The sequence below is a fragment of the Mycobacterium sp. IDUB_5 genome (genome assembly GCF_055419565.1).
Window position 1 is genome coordinate 886,404 of record NZ_JBVAXX010000001.1, and the last position, 19,681, is coordinate 906,084.

Below are 19,681 nucleotides of genomic sequence, written 5' to 3' on the forward strand. Positions count from 1 at the left end.
GCGGGAAGCGGGGTTTGCGATGATCGGTGCGGTCTACGACGCCGCTCTCCGGGGGCAACGCTGCTGGGTTCGCGGAGCTGACTATCAGACGCGGGAACTGCCGGTGCAGCGCTGGCTCGGCGAGTGTGACGACGACCCGTGTGACGCCGCGCTGGTCGCCCGCTGTGAGGGCGCCACGATCGACCTCGGCTGCGGGCCGGGGCGCGTGATCGCCTGGCTGACCCGCCACGGAATCCCGGCGCTGGGTGTCGACCAGTCGGCCGTCGCGGTGGAGCTCGCCAAGCGCCGCGGTGCGCGGGCCTTGCGCGGCGACGTCTTCGACGAACTCCCTCGCGAGGGATGGTGGCAGACCGTCGTGTTGGCCGACGACAGCATCGGCATGGGGGCCGACCCGCTGCGACTGTTCAACCGTTGCCGGGCACTGGTGCGCGACGGTGGCCACTGCGTGGTCGAGTTCGACCCGGCCGTCAGCGGCACGGTGACGACGATGCAGCGTCTGGAGTCCGACACCGAGATCGGCCCGTGGTTCCCCTGGGCATCGGTGGGGCTCGACGCGGTCGAGGAGTTCGGTCAGCGAGTGTCGTTGCGTCTCAAGGATGTCGAAGTCTTCGGCGATCGCGGGATCGCCGAGCTCGCCGCCATCTAGCCCTGGGCCTCCAGGGCCACCGGCTGCCACTGCTCCCACGTCGCGAGCCGCTTCTCGTAGTCCGCCTTGGCCAGCTGCAGCGGCAGCTCGCCGAAGAACACCCGCAGCGGCGGTTCGGGGGCGTCGACGACCTTGAGGATGGCCCGCGCGGAGGCCTTCGGATCACCCGGGGCCGAGCTGCGCGATGCGCGCCACTCGTTGGCCTTCGCGTGGATATCGGCGTAGTCGGGAAGCTCTTCTGCGTGCTTGGCCGACGGGCCGGCCCAGTCGGTGGAGAAGCCGCCCGGTTCGACCAGCGTGACGTGCACACCGAAGTCGGCGACCTCCTGGGCCAGCGCCTGGCTGAAGCCCTCGAGCGCCCACTTGGAGGCGTGATAGATGCCGACGTTGGGGAACGCGGTGATGCCGCCGATGGAGGACACCTGGATGATGTGGCCGCTGCGCTGCGCCCGCAGGTACGGCAGCGCAGCCTGGGTGACCCAGAGGGCACCGAACACGTTCGTCTCGATCTGGTCGCGGGCCTCGGACTCGGAGAGCTCCTCGATGAAGCCGAACTGCCCGTAGCCGGCGTTGTTGACGACGATGTCGAGCCGGCCGAAGTGCTCATGGGCCTGCGTGACGGCCGCGAAGTCGGCGTCGCGGTCGGTGACGTCGAGGCGGATCGGGAGGAGAGCGTCGCCGTGCTTGGTGACGAGATCGTCGAGGGTCGACACGTCACGGGCGGTCGCGGCGACCTTGTCGCCGCGCTCGAGGGCCGCGATCGTCCACTCACGTCCGAAGCCGCGGGAAGCACCGGTGATGAACCACACTTTTTCGCTCATGGCCGGTTCAATGCCGGAGCTGCTGGCATCCATTCCCGAAATCGGGCGGTGATACGTTCGCGATTGTGAACCGTGCGTCGCTCGAAAAGGATCCTCATGAGGTCGCGTCGATGTTCGACGGCGTGGCGCGGCGCTACGACCTGACCAACACGGTGCTCTCGGGCGGGCAGGACCGTTTCTGGCGGCGGGCGACGCGGGAGGCACTGGGGATCGGTCCGGGTGATCGTGTGCTGGACCTCGCCGCGGGCACGGCGGTGTCGACGGTCGAGCTGGCCGCCTCTGGTGCGTGGTGTGTGGCGGCGGACTTCTCGGTGGGCATGCTGTCGGCGGGTGCGGGCCGGCCCGTGCCGAAGGTCGCGGGCGACGCGACGAGGTTGCCGTTCGCCGACGGTGTGTTCGATGCGGTGACGATCAGCTTCGGGCTACGCAACGTGGTGGACCACGTCGCAGGGCTACAGGAGATGGCGCGGGTGACGCGCTCCGGCGGCCGGCTGGTGGTGTGCGAGTTCTCGACGCCGACGAACGGCCTGTTCGCGACGACCTACAAGGAGTACCTGATGCGGGCTCTCCCGCGGATCGCCCGCACGGTGTCGTCGAACCCCGACGCGTACGTGTATCTCGCCGAGTCCATTCGCGCGTGGCCCGATCAGGCCGAGTTGGCACGCCGCATCCAGGCCGCCGGCTGGACGGATGTGGCGTGGCGGAACCTGACGGGCGGCATCGTGGCGCTGCACGCCGCCACCAAACCCTGATCGCGCCCTGTTCGGCGAGCGCGCGGGTCTGCACGCAGACACGCCGCCATTTCTGTACTTTCGCGCGCGCTCGCGGCCCGCGAACGTAGCGTCACGCTCATGCCGAACGGACGCCACGCAGATCCCGACGCCACCCTCGCCACCGACCCGCGGTCGGACCCCCGCATGGTCGCCGCGTTCGCGGCGTTCGGTCTCGACGGCCGGCTCCCGTCGTCTGGCCTGAGCGCGGATTCGCCACTCGAGGACCGGCTCGCCTACGCGACGATGAGCGAGCAGGGCATCGGTGCGTTCTTCGGCGCCCTCGCAGCGGACATCGCGCAACCCGCGGGCGTCGTCACTGCGACCACGACGATCACCGGCGTCGACGGCAACGACATCACCCTGTTCATCAGCCGCCCCACCGACGCGGACGGCCCTCTCCCGGCGATCCTGCACCTGCATGGCGGCGGCATGGCGATCGCCAGCGCTGCCGACATGCCGTACGTCCGACTGCGCGAACACCTCGCCGCCACCGGCCTGGTGGTCGTCGGCGTCGAGTTCCGCAATTCGGGCGGTGCGCTCGGCCCGCACCCGTTTCCGGCTGGCCTCAACGACTGCGCCGCGGCCGCCCGCTGGGTTCACGAGCAGCGCGCCGAACTCGGCGTCAGCCACATCGTCGTCAACGGCGAATCGGGCGGTGGCAACCTGACTTTGACGTTGGCGCACAAGGCGAAACGGGACGGGTGGATCGGCGAGATCGCCGGCTTCTATGCGCAGTGCCCGTTCATCTCCAACAGGTGGCAGCAGACCTGCGACGATCTGCCGTCGTTGGAGGAGAACGACGAATACTTCGTCAGCCGTGAGCAGTTGAGCATCCTCGGCTCGCTGTACGACCCGCAGAAGCGTCACTCCGACGACGCGACGTGCTGGGCCTACGTCGCCAGCGACGGTGAATTAGCGGGTCTGCCAACGCATGTCATCTCCGTCAACGAGCTCGACCCGCTGCGCGACGAGGGGCTGCAGTACTATCGCAGGCTGGTGCGGGCGGGGGTACCCGCGGTGGGTCGCGTGGTGGCGGGTACCTGTCACGGAGGCGATCTGTTGCTGGCGAGGGCTATGCCGGAGGTGTTCGCGGCGAGCATCCGCGACGTCAGCGGCTTCGCCCACTCCCTGTCCTCCTGACGCCCCGTTCCGCGAGCGCGCGCGTCTGCACGCCGCCACGCCGCGACATGCGTACATCGAGCGCACGCTCATCACCGACGAGCGCGCGAAGCCGACCAGAGCCGCGCCGACTCCTCGCCAACCCGAGCGTCGTGAATCTGCTGAAAGTTTCGCCCGCCCCGCGCGAATGTCGCAAGAACTGCTGCGGGACAACGGCTCTCGTCAAACCCACGCGTCCATCGACACGGCCGCACGTGCACGAGGTCCACCTCCGCTCCGTCGGCGTCGTAGAAGTACGGCCCGCACAGGCGCCCGAGCCGGTACAGGCCGTCCTCGTCGCGCGTCCACACGAACGCCCCGTCGGCCACCGCCGCGAACCGCTCGACCCGTCGCTGCGGCACGTCGACGGCCCCGAACCCGCACAGTCCCAACTGCAGGGCGCGGTCGACGGCGAGCCAGGGGTCGAGGTCGTCACGGCGCGAGCGCATCGGCGCCCGGTACACGGACGTCACGTTCGCGGCCGACGAGCGCGCGCTGCGGCACGCGACACGCCACGTAGGTACGTACAAACACGCGCGCTCGCCACAACAAGCCTCACGTGAACGGGCGGCGGGCGTCCACGCGCTCCGACAGCCGCCCCGCGCCCCGCCACAGCCGCGCCACCGTGTCCGCGTCGTCCTCGGTGACGAAGTTGCCCATCACCCGGACCGCGATCGTCATCAACGCCGCCGAGCGCATCGCGAGCGGACCCGTCGCCGGCAGGAACCGCGGGAACGTCAGCAGCAGCGCCAGGCGCCGCGCGATCGAGAACCCGCGCGCGTAGTGCTCGTCCAGCACCGCCGGCCACGCCCGCGAATAGTCGCCGCTGCCCAGCATCGAAGCAGCCAACCGGCCGGTCTCCAGGCCGTAGTCGATGCCCTCCCCGTTCAACGGGTTCACACACGCCGCGGCATCGCCGATCAACATCCAGTTCGGGCCGGCCACCCCGGATACCGCCCCGCCCATCGGCAACAGTGCCGAGCGCGCAGCCCGCACATCCCCGTCGAACCCCCATTCGTCACGGCGCAGAGCAGCGTAATGATTCAGTAATGGGCGCAGTGCGGACTCCGACGGTCGCTTCGACGTCGCCAGCGCGCCGACGCCGATGTTCACCTCGCCGGTGCCCAGCGGGAAGATCCACCCGTAGCCGGGTAGCACCTCCCCTTCGGGGGAGCGCAGTTCCAGGTGTGAGGTGATCCACTCTTCGGCGTGCCGTGGGGTGGCGATGTAGGCGCGGATCGCAGTGCCGTACACGGTCTCCCTGTGCCACTGCCGACCGAGGACTCGCCCCACACCCGAGCGGACCCCGTCGGCGACGATGAGGTCGCGACACCCCACCACCTCGCCGTTGTCCAGCACGACGGCAGTTACGCGACCGTCCGAAGCACGTTGCACGTCAACGGCTTTCACGCCGAGCTTCATCTTGGCTCCGTCGTCGACGGCGACCAGCCGGATGCGCTCGTCGAGTTCGAGGCGCGGCACCGCGCTGCTGATCGGCGGGAACGATCGGCCCGGCCAGCGGACTTCGACGTCGGCGCCGAAGCCCGACATCCGTAACCCGTGGTGGGTGACCCGCCCGGTCAGCCATCCGTCGAGCCCCAGCCGCCGCATCTCGGCGATGGCCCGCGGGGTCAGGCCGTCGCCGCACGCCTTGTCGCGGGGGAACGTCGCGGAGTCGAGCACGAGCACGTCGTGGCCGGCGCGGGCGGCCCACGCCGCCGCCGCCGAACCGGCCGGGCCGGCTCCGACGACCACCACATCAGCGCTCGTGTGCATGGCTCCCAGTATGTTGGCTGTGTGAGGACACCGGCGAACGTGGTGGCGGGAGTGGACTTCGGCGATGCCGAGTTCGCCCAGGATGTCCGTGACGGAGTGGCCCGGATCGAAGCGCTGATGTCGGAGGAACTCGGCCGCGCCGACGAGTTGATGGCCGAGGCGGTCACCCACCTGTTCCAGGCCGGCGGCAAGCGGTTCCGCCCGTTGTTCACGGTGTTGTCCGCCCAGCTGGGTCCGGAGCCCGACTCCTGGCAGGTCACCGTGGCCGGCGCGGTCATCGAGCTGGTGCACCTGGCCACGCTGTACCACGACGACGTGATGGACGAGGCGCAGGTGCGGCGCGGTGCGGCCAGCGCCAACGCTCGCTGGAGCAACAACATCGCGATCCTGGCCGGGGACTACCTGTTCGCGACGGCGTCCCGGCTGGTCAGCCGACTCGGTCCGGAGGCGGTGCGGATCATCGCCGACACCTTCGCGCTGCTGGTCACCGGCCAGATGCGGGAGACCCGCGGCGCCGCCGAGCACGTCGACGAGGTCGAGCACTACCTGAAGGTGGTCTACGAGAAGACGGCGTGCCTGATCGCCGCGTCGGGCCGCTTCGGGGCCACGTTCTCCGGCGCCGACGACGAGCAGATCGAGCGCCTGGCCCGCCTCGGCGGGATCGTCGGCACGGCGTTCCAGATCTCCGACGACATCATCGACATCGACAGCGATCCCGACGAGTCCGGCAAGGTGCCCGGGACCGACCTGCGGGAGGGCGTGCACACGTTGCCGGTGCTCTATGCGCTGCGCGAGACGGGTCCCGATGCCGACCGGCTGCGTACGCTGCTGGCCCGCCCCCTCGAGACCGACGACGACGTGGCTGAGGCATTGCGTCTGCTGCGCGCCTCGCAGGGCATCGTCAAGGCGAAGGAGACGGTTGCCGAGTACGCGCGCCGGGCCGAGACGGAGTTGGCCGCGCTTCCTGACGGCCCGGGTCGTCAGGCGCTGGCCACGCTCGTGGACTACACGATCAATCGGCACGGCTGAGCCCGCCCGGAACCTGTGCGGCCTACTCGGGCGTTGGAGGGACGTATGAGTTCGTCAGGGGTGATTTCTTCAGGGGTGATGAGGAGGACCGGTCGATGACGTGGCATCCGCACGCCAACAGGGCGAAGACGTTCCTGTTGTTGGTGGTGTTCTCGGGACTGATCGTGGCCGTGGGCGCGATGTTCGGCCGCAACATCATGTTCCTCGCGGTGCTGTTCGCGGTCGGCATGAACGCCTACGTCTACTTCAACAGCGACAAGATGGCGCTCCGCGCGATGCACGCGCAGCCGGTCACGGAGATGCAGGCGCCGGTGATGTACCGGATCGTTCGCGAACTGGCGACCACGGCGCGTCAGCCGATGCCGCGGCTCTACATCAGCGATACGGCCGCCCCGAACGCGTTTGCGACGGGCCGCAATCCGCGCAACGCCGCGGTGTGCTGCACGACGGGCATTCTCGGCATCCTCAACGAGCGGGAACTGCGCGCGGTGCTCGGGCACGAGCTGTCGCACGTCTACAACCGCGACATCCTGATCAGCTGCGTGGCGGGCGCGATGGCGTCGGTCATCACCGCGTTGGCCAACCTCGCCTTCTTCGCGAGCATGTTCGGCGGTAACCGCGAGGGCGGCACGAATCCTTTTGCGATTCTTCTGGTTTCGCTGCTGGGCCCGATTGCGGCGACGGTGATTCGGCTGGCGGTGTCGCGTTCACGCGAGTACCAGGCCGACCAGTCCGGAGCCGAGCTGACGGGCGATCCGCTGGCTCTGGCGAGCGCGCTGCGCAAGATCAGTGCGGGCGTCGAACGCGCCCCGCTGCCGCCGGAGCCGCAGCTGGCCGACCAGGCGCACCTGATGATCGCCAACCCGTTCCGGTCGGGCGAGAAGATCGGCAAGCTGTTCGCCACCCACCCTCCGATCGCCGATCGGATCGCGCGGCTGGAGGCGATGGCCGGCCGGGGGCCGGGCCAGTACTGACGGGCCCGTCAGACTTTGGGTCTGGCGATGCGCGGCCCATGGCGGGCCGCTTAAGGTGTGCGCGTGCTGACCCGCATCCTGATCGGCGTCGCGGCCGCGGCCGCGTTGGCCGCACCTGCCGTCGCCTCCGCTGACCCGTCACCGCTGAACGTCAATGCGTTGCCGCCGGTCAATCCGCAGCCTTTCGCCTCCTCGGACGGCGCCTGGTATTCGTTCGCAGCGCCCGGGGGAGTGACGTGCGTGATGGATCGTCAGACCGGCAGCTACGGGTGCAATGGTTCGTTGCCCGGGGCGCCCGGCGGAGCCAACGTGGTGACGGGCTGGGCGGGCGGGCCGCCCGGGTTCGCGCACGCCGACGGGCCGATGTACGGCGCGACGGCCAACCCGCAGCCGCTGCCGGTCAACACCCGGATGAGCTTCCGTACCGTCAGCTGTGGCACCGACGGCGTCATCACCTCGTGCACCAACACCGTCGATCAGTCGGGCTTCGTCATCAGTCCGACCGGCACCTACGCGTACTGATCGCTAACACTGCCCGCGCTGAAGGCGACATCTAGGCTGTGACGGTGTCGAGCAGAGCTTTCCTCGCAGCGGCGTGCCTTGCGGGTGCCGGTGTTCTCAACGCATCGGGTGTCGCTGCCGCGCAGCCACCCACCCCGCCGCCTCCTCCGCCGGCCCCCAACGTAAATGCGTGGGCGCCGGCGAACCCGAAGGACTACGCGGTCCTGGATGGCTCGTCGTACGCATTCAGCTCCAACGGCCTGACGTGCGTGCTGCAGCGCTCGGGCGGCTACGGGTGCAACGGCGTCCTGCCGGGCGCTCCGGAAGGCGCCAATCTGATCAGCGGTGCTGCCGGCGGGGTGCCGGGCTTCTCGGTGGCCCCGGCCCCGATCTACGGCGGACCGGTCAAGGCGCTGCCGCCGAATTCGCGGCTGAGCTTCGGCGACGTCAGCTGCGGCGGTGACGGCACGCTGACGGCGTGCGTGGACAGCCGCAATCAGGCCGCATTCGTCGTCAGCCCGTCGGCGTCCTGGGTCGTCAACGAGGTCAACCCGCTGCTGGCCCGCCCCGAAGGCACCAACCCCTACTTCAACTAGGAGCCTTCACCTAGAAGCCCGAGCCGTGTACCTCGTGGCCCGGCTTCTCCACCATCAACCCGTGATAGGCGTCCTCGACGGTCGATCCGTGGTTGACCACGCCGTCGACTTCCCGCGCGATCGGCATCGAGATGCCCAGCTCCTCCGCGAACGACATGATCACGCTGGACGCCTTCACGCCCTCGGCCACCTGGTTCATCGACGCGATGATCTCGTCGATCGGCTTGCCCGAGCCCAGCTGTTCTCCGACGTGGCGGTTGCGGCTGCGCTGACTGGTGCACGTCACGATCAGATCGCCCATGCCGGCCAACCCCGCGAACGTGTCGCGGTGCCCGCCGAGTGCCTCGCCCATCTTCGACATCTCGCGCACCGCGCGCGCCATCACCATCGCGCGCGTGTTCTCGCCGATGCCGAGTGAGTACCCCATGCCGACGGCGATCGCGTAGACGTTCTTGAGCGCTCCGGCCATCTCCACACCGACCACGTCGTCGGTCGTGTAGGTGCGGAAACGCTTGGTGCGGAACAGGTTCGCCAGTTGAGCTGCCAGGTGCTGGTCGGGCATCGCGAGCACCGCGGCGGCGGCGTAGCCTTCGGCGACCTCGCGGGCGATGTTGGGGCCGGCCAGGATTCCGGCCGGATGTCCGGGCAGCACCTCGTCGACGACCTGGCTCATCCGGTAGTTCGTACCCTGCTCGAGACCTTTGACCAGTGACACCACCGGTACCCACGGGCGCAGCGACGCCGCCAATTCGGTGAGGACGCCCCGGAATCCGTGCGAGGGCACCCCCATGACGATCACGTCGGCGCATTCGGCGGCTTCGACGAAGTCGGTGGTCGCTTTCAGATCGTGGGCCAACTCGACCTCGTTGCCCAGGTACTTGGTGTTGCGGTGGTGCTCGTTGATGTCGTCGGCGGTCTCCTGCGAGCGCACCCACTGCAACGTCGGTCCGCGCCGGGCGCAGATCGAGGCCACGGTGGTGCCCCACGATCCGCCTCCCAGGACGACGACTTTGGGTTCGCGCTGTGCAGGTGCCATGGGAGATCACCCTAGGGGCGGCACCTGAGCGGCGAGGCGGGTTCCGAGCGATCGGTGCGCGGAGGGGTCCCGGCGCGTGGGCATAATGGTTGCGACGTTGCTGAGGGGGTCTTGTGTCAGTCACCGTGTCCACGGTCGAAGCAGCTGACCCGCAGGGCGTGACCGCAGCGGCAGAGCAGCTCGCCGGCCAGATCGCCGATCTCGACGCCGCCGTCGACGAACAGAAGCAGGCGCTGGTGCGTGTGCGTGCGGCCTGGAGGGCCGACGGTGGCGACGCTGCCGTGGCCACGGCCGAGGAGGGCCTCGCCCAGCAGGTGGAGCTGCGGACCCGGCTGGATTCGATCCGAGCCGCGCTGGCGACCGGTGGCGTGAACCTCGACGCGATCCGGGTCGGGTTGACGGAGCTCGCCTCGGCGCTGCGGGGGATGGGGTGGACGGTCACCGACGACGGGATCGCTGTCGCGCCGCTCTTCCCGCCGGTGCTCAAGAACTTCGAGCCCGGCTTCACCGCCGTCATCCAGCGGCTGCTGGCGCTGTTCGATCAGATCGACGGCACCACGGCCGACGCGGTGCGCGCGGCAGTCGAGCACTGACCCGTCGAGCGTGGGGCTTGTGCACGCTTTACGGCGTTTTTGCGTGCACAACCCCCACGTTCGCGGTCAGCGGTAGTTGACGAACTGCAGCGCCACCTCGAGGTCGGCACCGCGCAGGAGGGCCTGGACGGCCTGCAGATCGTCACGCTTCTTGGAGCTGACGCGGATCTCCTCGCCCTGGATCTGGGCCTTGACGCCCTTGGGACCCTCGTCGCGGATGAGCTTGGTGATCTTCTTGGCGTTCTCGCTGTCGATGCCCTGCTTGATGCTGCCGATGACCTTGTAGGTCTTGCCGGAGGGCTGCGGGTCGCCCGCCTCGAACGCCTTCATCGAGATGTCGCGCCGGATGAGCTTTTCCTTGAAGACGTCGACCGCAGCCTTGACGCGCTCCTCGGTGGAGGAGACGAGGATGATGCCTTCCTCGCCCTGCCACTCGATGGTGGTGTCGGTGCCCCGGAAGTCGAAGCGGGTGGAGAGCTCCTTGGCAGCCTGGTTGAGCGCGTTGTCGACCTCTTGGCGGTCGGCCTTGCTGACGATGTCGAACGATGAATCCGCCATGGACCCGTCCCTCCCTCGTGATCGGTGCTTGGTTCCATCTTGACCGGAGGCCTGTGCGGGGGCCACACCACCCTGGCGATTTGTCGTCGGGGTATGCCGTCGTTGTATCCTGCTGTGCGCGCTACACGCGAACCCGGCAGGTTGCCCGAGCGGCCAATGGGAGCGGACTGTAAATCCGTCGGCTAACGCCTACACAGGTTCGAATCCTGTACCTGCCACCCACGTCAGGCCCCCTTTCGAGGGGGCCTGATTTCGTGTGCGGGGGTGCGCCACGACCAGGAACGCGACGCTCGCGCCTCCTAGAATGCTGGTCATGGCCAGCAACGGTCTCGGCGAGTACCTGCGGTCGCGTCGCGGGCGGGTCACGCCGGGGGACGTGGGCCTGCCCAACGACGGGTTGCGACGGGTGAGCGGGCTTCGGCGCGAAGAAGTGGCGCTGCTGGCCGGGATGAGCGTCGACTACTACACCCGCCTCGAGCAAGGTCGGGAACGCAACCCCTCCCCGCAGGTGATCGACGCGCTGTCAGCGGTGCTGCAGCTTCCCGACGACGCCCGTGAGCATCTGTTCCGCCTGGCGGGGCTGAGCCCTCAGGAGCGCGGCAGCGTCAGCACGCGCGTCGATCCCGCGCTGCTCGAACTCCTGGAGATGTGGCCGTTCAACCCCGCGTTCGTCTACAACCGTGCGTTCGACGTCCTGGCCAGCAATCCGATCGCCGACGCGATGTTCATGCGGTGGACGCACTCGACGAACCTGATGCACATCATCTTCACCGAACCCGATGCCAAGACCTTCTACTGCAATTGGTCGGTGGTCGCCGAGGATGCGGTCGCGAGCTTCCGCCACGGTTTCGGTATCGCACCAAACGACGTGCGCCTTTGCACGGTGCGCGACGAGCTGTTGGAAGCCAGTCCAGAGTTCGCCGACATGTGGACCCGCCATGATGCTCGACGTAAATCTTTGCAGAACAAGACATTCCGGCATCCTGTGGTGGGAGTCATGACGCTGACGATGCAGACCTTCGACGTCCGCTCCAGCCCGGGTCAGGAGCTGGTGGTCTATCACGCCGAACCGGGATCCGCGAGTGCCGAGGCGCTCTCGCTGCTGTGCTCGTGGGCGGCCACCAGCTGACATCAGTGAACAACCCCAACGAGAGGATCAACGATGTCCATCTTGATGGTCACCTACATCGGTGACGGCACCAGCTCGTTCGACCGCAATTACTATGACGACAACCACATTCCGTTCGTCACCAAGACGTGGGCGCCGTTCGGCCTCGAGAGCACCGAGGTGTTCTATCCCGAGGATGCCGTCGAGGGACAGCACGTCGTGGCGGCGGCGCTGTGCCATTTCACCGACCGCGCGGGTCTGGATCGTGCCCTCACTGCGCCCGAATCCGGGCCCGTGTCTGAGGATGTCGCGAACTTCACCGATCTCACGCCGATCATGACAGTCGTCTCCCCAGCGTCGTGATGTCCCTGGGTGCACCGCACCCATTGTGCCCAGACGGGTGCTGACTAGCGTCGTAAATGCAGTGATCACCTCTGGGAAAGGATCGATCGTGAAGCGCACGACTCTCGGTGGACTCGACGTGTCGGCTCAAGGACTGGGCTGCATGGGAATGAGCGAGTACTACGGTGAATCCGATTGGGACACAAGCATCGCCACCATCGGCCACGCTCTCGACGTCGGAGTCACCCTTCTCGACACGGCAGATCAGTACGGCGCAGGTCACAACGAGGTGCTGGTCGGCCGCGGCATCGCCGGCAGGCGAGACGACGTCCAGATCGCCACGAAGTTCGGCATCGACCGCAGCAGCGGCGACGAGAACCGGGTGCACCGCGGCGATCCGCCGTACGTGAAGCGATCATGCGATGCCTCGCTGCTGCGACTCGGTGTCGACCACATCGACCTCTACTACCTGCATCGGCCCCCGGACAACGCCGAGATCGAAGACACCGTCGGCGCGATGGCCGAACTCGTGCAGGCAGGCAAGGTCCGGTACCTGGGTTTGAGTGAGGTCAGCGCCGACCTTCTGCGCCGCGCCCACGCGGTGCACCCGATCGCCGCGGTGCAAAGCGAATACTCCCTGTGGACGCGCGATGTCGAACAGGTCACGCCCGTGATGGCCGAACTCGGCATCGGCCTGGTTCCCTACGCGCCCCTGGGGCGTGGTTTCCTGACCGGGTCGGTGAAGGCAGAAAACCTGGACCCCAACGATTTCCGTGCCCGCAACCCGCGCTTCACCGGTGACGCCAGCCAACAGAACCAGGCCATCGCCGACACCGTCCGCTCAGTTGCCGATCGGCTCGGCGTCCTGCCGGCGCAGGTCGCGCTGGCGTGGGTGTACGCCCAGGCTGAGCGGCTGGGCGTGTCGGTGGTGCCGATCCCCGGGACCCGCCACTCCGAACGGCTCGACCAGAACGTCGCATCGCTGGACGTCGAACTCGACGATGACGCGCTCGCCCAACTCCAGCCGTTGAGCGACCAGGTGCAGGGTGGCCGCTACGCCGATCGCGGGGTGCGCTGATGGCCTCGAGACTCGACGGCAAGGTCGCGGTCGTCACCGGCGCATCGAAGGGGCTCGGAGCCGAGATCGCGCGGCAGTTCGCGGCCGAGGGAGCGTCCGTCGTCGTGAACTACTCCCACAGCAAGGACGCCGCCGATGCCGTGGTCCGCGAGATCTGTGACGCAGGCGGTGAGGCCGTGGCCGTCCACGCCGATATGAGCGACGATGCTCAGGTTCGGGAGTTGTTCTCCGAAACCGACCGCGCCTTCGGTCGGCTCGACATCCTGGTGAACAACGCCGGTGTCTACGACTTCCAGCCCTTGAAGAACCTGAGCCAGGAGCTGTTCCGCCGCCACTTCGATCTCAACGTGTACGGCTACCTGACAGCCATCAAGGAGGCCGTCGAGTACATGTCACCCGGGGCGAGCATCGTGAACATGAGCTCCACGGTGACGATCTTCGGTCCGAGTGACGCCTCGGTGTACACCGCAACCAAGGGCGCGATCGACGGGCTCACCCGGGCTCTCTCGAACGAGCTGGCACCACAGGGCATTCGGGTCAACGCCATCAAGCCAGGTGTGGTGGACACCGAAGGGGTCGAAGCGGGTGGCTTCCTCACCAGCGAGTTCGGCAAGGCGCTGGTCGACGAGACGCCGCTGGGTCGGCTGGGTCGCTCCGAGGATGTCGCGCCGGCAGCCGTGTATCTGGCATCCGACGAAAGCGCATGGATGACAGGAGAGTTCATCACGATGGCCGGAGGGCAGCGCTGATGGCGAACTCCCAGAAGTCGAGTCAGGTCGTCCAGAACTATTTCGACACCTTCTTCAGCCACGACGTCGACAAGACGCTGGAGTGCCTCACCGACGACGTCGTGTGGCGTGTCCAGGGAGCGTCCGATGTTCCGACGATAGGTACCCGGCATGGCAAGGAGGAAGTGCGGGAATGGCTTGCGCTGTTTCCGAAGCACTTCCAGCCGCTTGATTTCGACATCGCGAGGATGTTCGAGAACGGCGACCAGGTGATCGTCGTTGGCCACTTCACTCACCGTATCCTCGACACCGGCAGAGAATTCAGCAGTGACTTCGCGACCATCTGCACCGTGCGTGACGGCAAGGTGGCCGCCTACAACTTCCTCGAAGACTCCTATGGATTGTGGGAAGCCTTCCAGCCGGCGATCACCAGCGACTGACATCGAGAGGACTGCCGTGAACATCGCGGGCAACACCATTTTCATCCCCGGGTCGACCAGCGGCATCGGCCTCGCGCTGGCACTGGCTCTGCACGACAAGGGCAACACCGTCATCGTCGGCGGCCGGCGCACCGAACTCCTCGACCAGATCGCCGCACAGCATCCCGGCATCGACACCGTGCAGATCGACACGACCGATTCGGCCAGCATCTCGGCAGCGGCCGCATCCGTGATCGACAAGCATCCGGATCTCAACGTGATCATCGCGATGGCCGGTGTGATGCGTGTGGAGGACTGGCACCACCCCGACGGCTTCCTCGACTCCGCGGAGGCAGTCATCACCACGAACCTGCTGGGTCCGATCCGCCTGATCGCGGCGTTCATCGACCATCTGCAGAAGCAGCCGGCGGCCACGATCGTCACCGTGTCGTCGGGTCTGGCTTTCACGCCGCTGAAGATCACGCCGAGCTACAACGCCTCCAAGGCGGCCATCCACATGCTCACCGAGTCGCTGCGGCTGCAACTGGCCGACACGTCGGTGTCGCTCAAAGAACTGGTGCCGCCTTCGGTGGCCACGGATCTGCTTCCCGGACAACGGGAGAGCACGTTCGCGATGCCGCTGGACAACTTCATCGCCGAGGTCATGCAGATCCTGGAAAGCGATCCGGACGGCAAGGAGATCCAGGTGGAGCGGGTGAAATTCCTTCGCTATTCGGAGGTACGAGGCGAGTACGACGATGTCGTGCGCACCCTCAACGAGGCCGATCCGAACTGAGGCTCCGCTGACGTTTTTGCCGAGCGGCCACGCAACCGCCCGGCAACCTCTAGTGTCTTGCCGTGTTCTCGTGGCTGATCCCGCGCGCCCTGCTCGCGCTTCTGCTCCTGTTCGCCATCACCCCTGCCGCCACCGCTGCCCCGTATCCGAGTGGCCCGGTCACGATGACGGCCGGAGCCGGGCCGGGCAGCGGGTTCGATCTGACGATCCGCTCTGTGGTCGACGCGCTGCAGGCCGAGAGCATCGTGAATGTGCCTCTGCCGGTTCAGAATCGGCCGGGGAACAGCGGTTCGGACTTCCTGGCGACGATGGTTGAGCAGTATCGGGGAGCCGACGATCAGCTGTCCGTCGCCTCGCTGGCGACGATGATGAACCAGGCGCGAGGCGTATCGCGCTACGGCTGCACCGACGTGACGATGATCGCGCGGCTGATGACCGAGTACTTCGTCGTCGTCACCACCCCGACCTCGCCTTACCAGAACCTGACCGACCTGATGGCAGCCATCAGGACCGATCCCGCTCGCGCCCGCGTCGGCGCCGCTCCCGACGACGAGGCACCCTTCGATCTGTTGGCCAATGCTGCCGGTGATGATCCGCGCGCCACCCGCTACATCGCCCACGAGGGCGGCGGCGAACAGACCGCGGCGCTGCGCAATGGTGAGGTGGAGGTGGCGATCGGCGGGGTCAGCGAGTTCGTCGACCAGATCCGCAGCGGCGAGCTGCGCGCGCTCGGTGTGCTGTCCGAGGACCGGTTGCCCGGGCTCGACGTGCCGACCGCGCGAGAACAGGGGCTGGACGTGACTCTGGCGAACTGGCGGGGGCTCTACGGGCCGCCGGCAATGCCGCAGTACGCCGTCGACTACTGGCGGCAGGCGTTGGCCACCATGGTGGCGACCCAGACCTGGAAAGGCATCGCCGACCGCAGCGGGTTCGTGACGACGTTCATGGTCGGCGACGAGCTGCAGACGTTCCTCGCCGACACCCAGGCCGACGTCGAGGCTGCTTACCGAATCGCCTAGCGCACCCTCAGTCCCCGCCGGCGCACCCACAGCGCTGCGGCTGCGGTGGCCAGCGCCCAGACCGCCAGCGCGATCCCCAGATGCACGACACTCTTGGTGTCACGGCCGAGGATGGGGCCGATGGCTGCGGGAATCCGGTTCCAGAACACCTCGTGTCCGACCCCGCCGATCGGGTCGGCGATGTAGTACAGCGCGTAGGGCAACGCCAACGCGGACAGCCAGAACGCGACGCGGCGCGTGTCGGAGCGGCGTCGCCATCGCCGCACCAGCGGCGCGGCAGCCACGGGGAGCAGTACGGAGACCAGATTTCCGATGCCGAGCCACGACACCACCGGCACCAGGACATTGGGCACAGTTCTGAGCAGTCGCGACGGTGTGTCGAACCACAGCGTGAACACGACCGCCGTCACCAGAGTGGGCAGACCGATCACCGCGAACAAGGCGAGGTTCTTCACCACGAGGATCCGCGACAGGGGTGTGCCCGACGTCATCGCGGCCTGTACGCGGTAGTGGTCGGAGCCGAGCATGTTCGTGGTCGTGATGTCGGCCAGGACGAACGACGCGAAGTAGGTGTCGACGACGACGATCAGATCGTTGTGCATGGGGTGGCGCGTCAGTGGCTGCACCAGCAGCCACATCGCGGCCAGCACCATGTTGATCGCGACGCCGTTCAGGCAGGCGTAGGGCGGATGGAACAGCCAGCGAATCTCGGCGGCGACGGCGCTCGGGAGAGGGAGGGCGAATGCCCCGGCGCTCCGGCGGGCGCTGTAGGGGCGGGCTGCACCGGCTCGCGCCATCGCCCTGGCGTAGCGACCGACGACCGCACTCATGGACACCTTTCCGGGACAAAGTGCCTGCGACCCTACCCGCGCGCACCTCGAGTTCGTCACCTCCGAGCAACCTCCGCGATGTACTGTTTGTCCGCTCGATCGATGACCCATGACAGCGAGGCAGCCGCGCCGTGAGACTCATCCTGGACTTGCTTCGCCCCTACCGATGGTCGGTGGTCGGCATCTTCGCGGTGCTCTGCGTCCAGATCGCGATGGGCCTGGCCGCGCCATGGCCCCTGAAGGTCGTGCTCGACAGCGTGGTCGGTGATCACCCGCTGCCGCCGTGGCTGCACGGACTGCTGCAGCCGATTCTCGGCGGCGAAAGTCGCATGCACATCGCCGGTCTCGCCGCGATCATGGTGATCATCATCGCGGTGATCGCCGCCATCGCCACCTACGCCGCCAATTACCTCACCGAGACGGTTGGCCAGCGCGTCGGCAACGATCTGCGTACCCGTGCTTATCACCATCTGCAGCAGCTCTCGTTGAGCTACTTCGACACTCACCGGGTCGGGCCGATCCTGTCGACGCTGACCGACGACGTCGACACCATCCAGGATTTCGCATCCGCCTCGACACTGGGGATCGCCACCGACCTGCTGACGATCGTCGGCATGCTCGGCCTGATGCTGTACCTGCAGTGGGATTTCACGCTGGTCGCACTCGCGGTCGCACCGCTGTTGCTGCTGTTCGTCTCCCGTATCCGCAAGGCGGTCAAGGCCGCAACCCATGAGGTCCGCCGACGTGAGTCCGACATCGTCGCCGTGGCTGAAGAGGGGCTGCAGTCGATCCGGGTCGTCAAGGCGTTCGATCGCGAAGCCCTGCAGGAACAGCAGCTGGCGATCGCCGGCCAGCAGGCCGTGGACGCCGCTCTCAACGCACGGCGGGTGAAATCGGTGGTCTCCCCGATCGTCGCGGTCGTGGTCGCGGCGTGTACGGCTCTGGTGCTGTGGCGTGGTTCGGCGCTCATCCTCGCCGGCGCGATGACCGCGGGAACGCTGACGGTGTTCATCAGTTACCTGGCGTCGTTCTTCAAACCAGTGCAGGATCTGGCGAAGCTGACCAACACGATCGCGATGGCCGCAGTCGGGGTCGAGCGGGTGGCCGCGCTGCTCGACGCGGAGACCGGCATCGAGGAGAGGCCCGACGCGGTCGCGGCCTCGAAGATCAAGGGCGGCATCCGCTTCGAGCGGGTGGCGTTCAGCTACGACGGTGAGAAGCCGGTGCTCCGGGACGTGACGTTCGAGGTGAGCCCCGGTCAGCTCGTCGGCATCGTGGGACACACCGGCAGCGGCAAATCGTCTCTGGTGAGCCTCATTCCACGCTTCTACGACCCCAGTATGGGTTCGGTGAAGATAGACGACGTGGACCTGCGCGACTACCGACTGCACGACATCCGCCAGCAGATCGGCTACGTGCTGCAGGACACGGTGCTGTTCCGGGGCACGATCCGCGACAACATCGCGTTCGGCCGACCCGACGCCAGCCACGACGAGATCGTGGAGGCAGCGAAACTGGCCAACGCCCACGAGTTCATCTCCGACATGCCGCAGGGCTACGACAGCGCGGTCGGCGAGCGTGGCATGACGTTGTCGGGCGGGCAGCGTCAGCGCATCGGCATCGCCCGAGCACTCATCCGTGACAGCCCGATCCTGATCCTCGACGAGCCGACGGCTGCGTTGGACGCGCAGTCCGAACATCTGGTGATGAGCGCACTGCAGCGGTTGATGAGTGATCGCACCGTGCTGACCATCGCGCACCGGCTTTCGACGATCCGCGAGGCCGACAAGATCGTCGTGCTCGAGGACGGCCGTGTGGTCGAAGAGGGCAGCCACAGCGAGTTGCTGGAGCTCGACGGCAGATACGCTGAGCTTCACCGCATCCAGTACGAGGACGAGAAACCGTGACCCGCTCCCTGATCATCCTGCCCGACGATTCGGCGCAGCCCGTTCTCGACGCCATCCACACCGCGAGCAAGTCGGTGCGCGTGAAGATGTTCGCATTCAGCCACCAGCCGCTGCTCGACGCGATCGTCGCGGCGCATCAGCGCGGCGTCCTGGTCAAGGTGATGCTGAACCCGGAGCGGCGCGACGGCGAAACAGACAACGACGGTGCGCGAGACCTGTTGACGGGATACGGCATCGATGTCACGGAGAGCAACCCGTCGTTCGGGTTGACCCACGAGAAGTCGATGGTGATCGACGACGAGTTCGCGTTCGTGGAATCGTTGAACTGGACCGACGAGAACTTCACCGAGACGCGCGATTATGCGGTGGTCACGCCGAGCTCGCACGAGGTGCTCGAGATCATCGAGTGTTTCGAAGCCGACTGGGCGCGAGAGGAATTCAACCCCGGTGACGACGCCCGGCTGATCTGGTGTCCGACCAACGGGCGGGCCCGGATCGCCGATTTCATCGACCGGGCCGACAAGACGCTGTTCGTTCAGAACGAGCGCTACCAGGACCCGGTGATCATCGAGCGGTTGGTGCGCGCGGCGCGCCGTGGGGTCAAGGTGCACGTGATGGCCCGTGCCGCCCATCATCTGAAGGCCGACAAGCTCCTCGAGGGTGTCAGCGGGTTACGCATCCTCGAGGATGTCGGCATCAAGATCCACCGGCTCAAGCACCTGAAGCTGCACGCCAAGATGATGGTGGCCGATCACGAGCGGGCGATCGTCGGTTCGATCAACCTGTCGCCGGGGAGTTTCGACCATCGGCGCGAACTCGCCATCGAGGTCGACGATCACCACCTGATCACTCGGTTGAATCACGTCGCGCACCATGACTGGAAGCATTCCGCGCCATTGGATCTCAGTGACGAGGCGCTACTGGCCGATTTGGCCCACAGCGACAAGCGGCAGGTCGACCAACTCGGTCTCCACCGGCCTCAGTAGCCACGGG

At 67.2% G+C, this 19,681-nt stretch carries 23 protein-coding genes and 1 tRNA gene; 18 read left to right on the plus strand and 6 right to left on the minus strand.

All coding sequences use genetic code 11. The features are described from left to right. The first annotated feature begins 19 nt into the window (after nucleotides 1-19). On the plus strand, nucleotides 20-646 hold the full coding sequence (locus ACZY1G_RS04410; protein WP_463814842.1) for a methyltransferase domain-containing protein: 627 nt from the start codon (nucleotides 20-22) through the stop codon (nucleotides 644-646). Here the strand turns inward: ACZY1G_RS04410 and ACZY1G_RS04415 are convergent. Beyond that, nucleotides 643-1,467, minus strand: a complete 825-nt coding sequence (locus tag ACZY1G_RS04415; protein ID WP_463813804.1) for an SDR family oxidoreductase — start codon at nucleotides 1,465-1,467, stop codon at nucleotides 643-645. The two genes, ACZY1G_RS04410 and ACZY1G_RS04415, sit on opposite strands and share 4 nt — an antisense overlap. Before the next feature lie 65 nt (nucleotides 1,468-1,532). Here ACZY1G_RS04415 and ACZY1G_RS04420 point away from each other — a divergent pair, with 65 nt between their 5' ends. Then, nucleotides 1,533-2,219: a demethylmenaquinone methyltransferase gene (locus tag ACZY1G_RS04420; protein WP_463813805.1), complete on the plus strand. Its 687-nt coding sequence runs from the start codon at nucleotides 1,533-1,535 to the stop codon at nucleotides 2,217-2,219. 99 nt (nucleotides 2,220-2,318) lie between these two features. Beyond that, entirely contained in the window at nucleotides 2,319-3,380 is a 1,062-nt protein-coding gene (locus tag ACZY1G_RS04425; RefSeq protein ID WP_463821696.1) for an alpha/beta hydrolase fold domain-containing protein, read from the plus strand. A 71-nt stretch (nucleotides 3,381-3,451) separates the two neighbouring features. Here ACZY1G_RS04425 and ACZY1G_RS04430 read toward each other — a convergent pair whose 3' ends face one another. Both ACZY1G_RS04430 and menJ read right to left on the minus strand, forming a co-directional pair. Beyond that, entirely contained in the window at nucleotides 3,452-3,871 is a 420-nt protein-coding gene (locus ACZY1G_RS04430; protein WP_463813807.1) for a GAF domain-containing protein, read from the minus strand. Between the two features lie 82 nt (nucleotides 3,872-3,953). Next, on the minus strand, nucleotides 3,954-5,174 hold the full coding sequence (gene menJ, locus ACZY1G_RS04435; RefSeq protein ID WP_463813808.1) for a menaquinone reductase: 1,221 nt from the start codon (nucleotides 5,172-5,174) through the stop codon (nucleotides 3,954-3,956). Nucleotides 5,175-5,195: 21 nt separating this feature from the next. On the opposite strand from menJ, the gene grcC1 reads away from it, so the two are divergent. From grcC1 to ACZY1G_RS04455, 4 genes are all read left to right on the plus strand, one after another. Beyond that, nucleotides 5,196-6,203: a nonaprenyl/(2E,6E)-farnesyl/geranylgeranyl diphosphat synthase gene (grcC1, locus tag ACZY1G_RS04440; RefSeq protein WP_463813809.1), complete on the plus strand. Its 1,008-nt coding sequence runs from the start codon at nucleotides 5,196-5,198 to the stop codon at nucleotides 6,201-6,203. Nucleotides 6,204-6,298: 95 nt separating this feature from the next. Continuing rightward, on the plus strand, nucleotides 6,299-7,177 hold the full coding sequence (htpX, locus tag ACZY1G_RS04445) for a zinc metalloprotease HtpX (protein WP_463813810.1): 879 nt from the start codon (nucleotides 6,299-6,301) through the stop codon (nucleotides 7,175-7,177). Between the two features lie 63 nt (nucleotides 7,178-7,240). After that, entirely contained in the window at nucleotides 7,241-7,699 is a 459-nt protein-coding gene (locus tag ACZY1G_RS04450) for a hypothetical protein (protein ID WP_463821697.1), read from the plus strand. Nucleotides 7,700-7,743: 44 nt separating this feature from the next. After that, nucleotides 7,744-8,274, plus strand: coding sequence for a hypothetical protein (locus tag ACZY1G_RS04455; protein ID WP_463821698.1), 531 nt, complete (start codon nucleotides 7,744-7,746; stop codon nucleotides 8,272-8,274). A gap of 10 nt (nucleotides 8,275-8,284) precedes the next feature. Here ACZY1G_RS04455 and ACZY1G_RS04460 read toward each other — a convergent pair whose 3' ends face one another. Next, nucleotides 8,285-9,310: an NAD(P)H-dependent glycerol-3-phosphate dehydrogenase gene (locus ACZY1G_RS04460; protein ID WP_463813813.1), complete on the minus strand. Its 1,026-nt coding sequence runs from the start codon at nucleotides 9,308-9,310 to the stop codon at nucleotides 8,285-8,287. 125 nt (nucleotides 9,311-9,435) lie between these two features. Here ACZY1G_RS04460 and ACZY1G_RS04465 point away from each other — a divergent pair, with 125 nt between their 5' ends. Then, nucleotides 9,436-9,903 (plus strand): WXG100 family type VII secretion target, encoded by a 468-nt coding sequence (locus tag ACZY1G_RS04465; protein ID WP_463821699.1) that lies wholly within the window; start codon nucleotides 9,436-9,438, stop codon nucleotides 9,901-9,903. A 66-nt stretch (nucleotides 9,904-9,969) separates the two neighbouring features. Here ACZY1G_RS04465 and ACZY1G_RS04470 read toward each other — a convergent pair whose 3' ends face one another. Beyond that, nucleotides 9,970-10,461: a YajQ family cyclic di-GMP-binding protein gene (locus ACZY1G_RS04470; RefSeq protein WP_046363000.1), complete on the minus strand. Its 492-nt coding sequence runs from the start codon at nucleotides 10,459-10,461 to the stop codon at nucleotides 9,970-9,972. A 135-nt stretch (nucleotides 10,462-10,596) separates the two neighbouring features. Between ACZY1G_RS04470 and ACZY1G_RS04475 the strand changes: the two genes are divergently transcribed. The 8 genes from ACZY1G_RS04475 (at nucleotide 10,597) to ACZY1G_RS04510 (ending at nucleotide 15,951) form a co-directional block, all read left to right on the plus strand. Then, nucleotides 10,597-10,679: transfer RNA gene (locus ACZY1G_RS04475), tRNA-Tyr, on the plus strand. Nucleotides 10,680-10,774: 95 nt separating this feature from the next. After that, the gene (locus ACZY1G_RS04480) at nucleotides 10,775-11,590 is read left to right on the plus strand and encodes a helix-turn-helix transcriptional regulator (protein ID WP_463821700.1); all 816 of its coding nucleotides are present in this window, start codon (nucleotides 10,775-10,777) and stop codon (nucleotides 11,588-11,590) included. Nucleotides 11,591-11,623: 33 nt separating this feature from the next. Next, nucleotides 11,624-11,932, plus strand: coding sequence for an EthD family reductase (locus tag ACZY1G_RS04485; protein WP_463813905.1), 309 nt, complete (start codon nucleotides 11,624-11,626; stop codon nucleotides 11,930-11,932). An 85-nt stretch (nucleotides 11,933-12,017) separates the two neighbouring features. Then, nucleotides 12,018-12,989: an aldo/keto reductase gene (locus ACZY1G_RS04490; RefSeq protein WP_463814843.1), complete on the plus strand. Its 972-nt coding sequence runs from the start codon at nucleotides 12,018-12,020 to the stop codon at nucleotides 12,987-12,989. After that, nucleotides 12,989-13,738, plus strand: coding sequence for an SDR family NAD(P)-dependent oxidoreductase (locus ACZY1G_RS04495; protein WP_463813906.1), 750 nt, complete (start codon nucleotides 12,989-12,991; stop codon nucleotides 13,736-13,738). The genes ACZY1G_RS04490 and ACZY1G_RS04495 overlap by 1 nt, the downstream gene beginning before the upstream one ends. Further along, nucleotides 13,738-14,157: a nuclear transport factor 2 family protein gene (locus tag ACZY1G_RS04500; RefSeq protein ID WP_463821701.1), complete on the plus strand. Its 420-nt coding sequence runs from the start codon at nucleotides 13,738-13,740 to the stop codon at nucleotides 14,155-14,157. The genes ACZY1G_RS04495 and ACZY1G_RS04500 overlap by 1 nt, the downstream gene beginning before the upstream one ends. A gap of 16 nt (nucleotides 14,158-14,173) precedes the next feature. Next, nucleotides 14,174-14,932, plus strand: a complete 759-nt coding sequence (locus ACZY1G_RS04505; protein ID WP_463813908.1) for an SDR family oxidoreductase — start codon at nucleotides 14,174-14,176, stop codon at nucleotides 14,930-14,932. A 62-nt stretch (nucleotides 14,933-14,994) separates the two neighbouring features. Further along, nucleotides 14,995-15,951 carry a tripartite tricarboxylate transporter substrate binding protein gene (locus tag ACZY1G_RS04510; protein ID WP_463813909.1) on the plus strand — a complete coding sequence of 319 codons (957 nt, stop codon included), beginning with the start codon at nucleotides 14,995-14,997 and terminating at the stop codon, nucleotides 15,949-15,951. On the opposite strand, the gene ACZY1G_RS04515 is transcribed toward ACZY1G_RS04510, so the two are convergent. Next, entirely contained in the window at nucleotides 15,948-16,781 is an 834-nt protein-coding gene (locus tag ACZY1G_RS04515) for a hypothetical protein (RefSeq protein WP_463813910.1), read from the minus strand. The two genes, ACZY1G_RS04510 and ACZY1G_RS04515, sit on opposite strands and share 4 nt — an antisense overlap. 131 nt (nucleotides 16,782-16,912) lie before the next feature. Between ACZY1G_RS04515 and ACZY1G_RS04520 the strand changes: the two genes are divergently transcribed. Further along, the gene (locus ACZY1G_RS04520) at nucleotides 16,913-18,688 is read left to right on the plus strand and encodes an ABC transporter ATP-binding protein (protein ID WP_463813911.1); all 1,776 of its coding nucleotides are present in this window, start codon (nucleotides 16,913-16,915) and stop codon (nucleotides 18,686-18,688) included. Then, nucleotides 18,685-19,674 (plus strand): phospholipase D-like domain-containing protein, encoded by a 990-nt coding sequence (locus tag ACZY1G_RS04525; protein WP_463813912.1) that lies wholly within the window; start codon nucleotides 18,685-18,687, stop codon nucleotides 19,672-19,674. Before ACZY1G_RS04520 ends, ACZY1G_RS04525 begins: the two co-directional genes overlap by 4 nt. The last annotated feature ends 7 nt before the right edge of the window (nucleotides 19,675-19,681 follow it).

Coding starts and splice junctions, on each gene's coding strand:
- htpX (WP_463813810.1), top strand. CDS start 6,299: ATGACGTGGCATCCGCACGCCAACAGGGCGAAGACGTTCCTGTTGTTG.
- ACZY1G_RS04425 (WP_463821696.1), top strand. CDS start 2,319: ATGCCGAACGGACGCCACGCAGATCCCGACGCCACCCTCGCCACCGAC.
- ACZY1G_RS04470 (WP_046363000.1), bottom strand. CDS start 10,461: ATGGCGGATTCATCGTTCGACATCGTCAGCAAGGCCGACCGCCAAGAG.
- ACZY1G_RS04495 (WP_463813906.1), top strand. CDS start 12,989: ATGGCCTCGAGACTCGACGGCAAGGTCGCGGTCGTCACCGGCGCATCG.
- ACZY1G_RS04410 (WP_463814842.1), top strand. CDS start 20: ATGATCGGTGCGGTCTACGACGCCGCTCTCCGGGGGCAACGCTGCTGG.
- ACZY1G_RS04485 (WP_463813905.1), top strand. CDS start 11,624: ATGTCCATCTTGATGGTCACCTACATCGGTGACGGCACCAGCTCGTTC.
- ACZY1G_RS04480 (WP_463821700.1), top strand. CDS start 10,775: ATGGCCAGCAACGGTCTCGGCGAGTACCTGCGGTCGCGTCGCGGGCGG.
- menJ (WP_463813808.1), bottom strand. CDS start 5,174: ATGCACACGAGCGCTGATGTGGTGGTCGTCGGAGCCGGCCCGGCCGGT.
- ACZY1G_RS04415 (WP_463813804.1), bottom strand. CDS start 1,467: ATGAGCGAAAAAGTGTGGTTCATCACCGGTGCTTCCCGCGGCTTCGGA.
- ACZY1G_RS04500 (WP_463821701.1), top strand. CDS start 13,738: ATGGCGAACTCCCAGAAGTCGAGTCAGGTCGTCCAGAACTATTTCGAC.
- ACZY1G_RS04460 (WP_463813813.1), bottom strand. CDS start 9,310: ATGGCACCTGCACAGCGCGAACCCAAAGTCGTCGTCCTGGGAGGCGGA.
- ACZY1G_RS04515 (WP_463813910.1), bottom strand. CDS start 16,781: ATGAGTGCGGTCGTCGGTCGCTACGCCAGGGCGATGGCGCGAGCCGGT.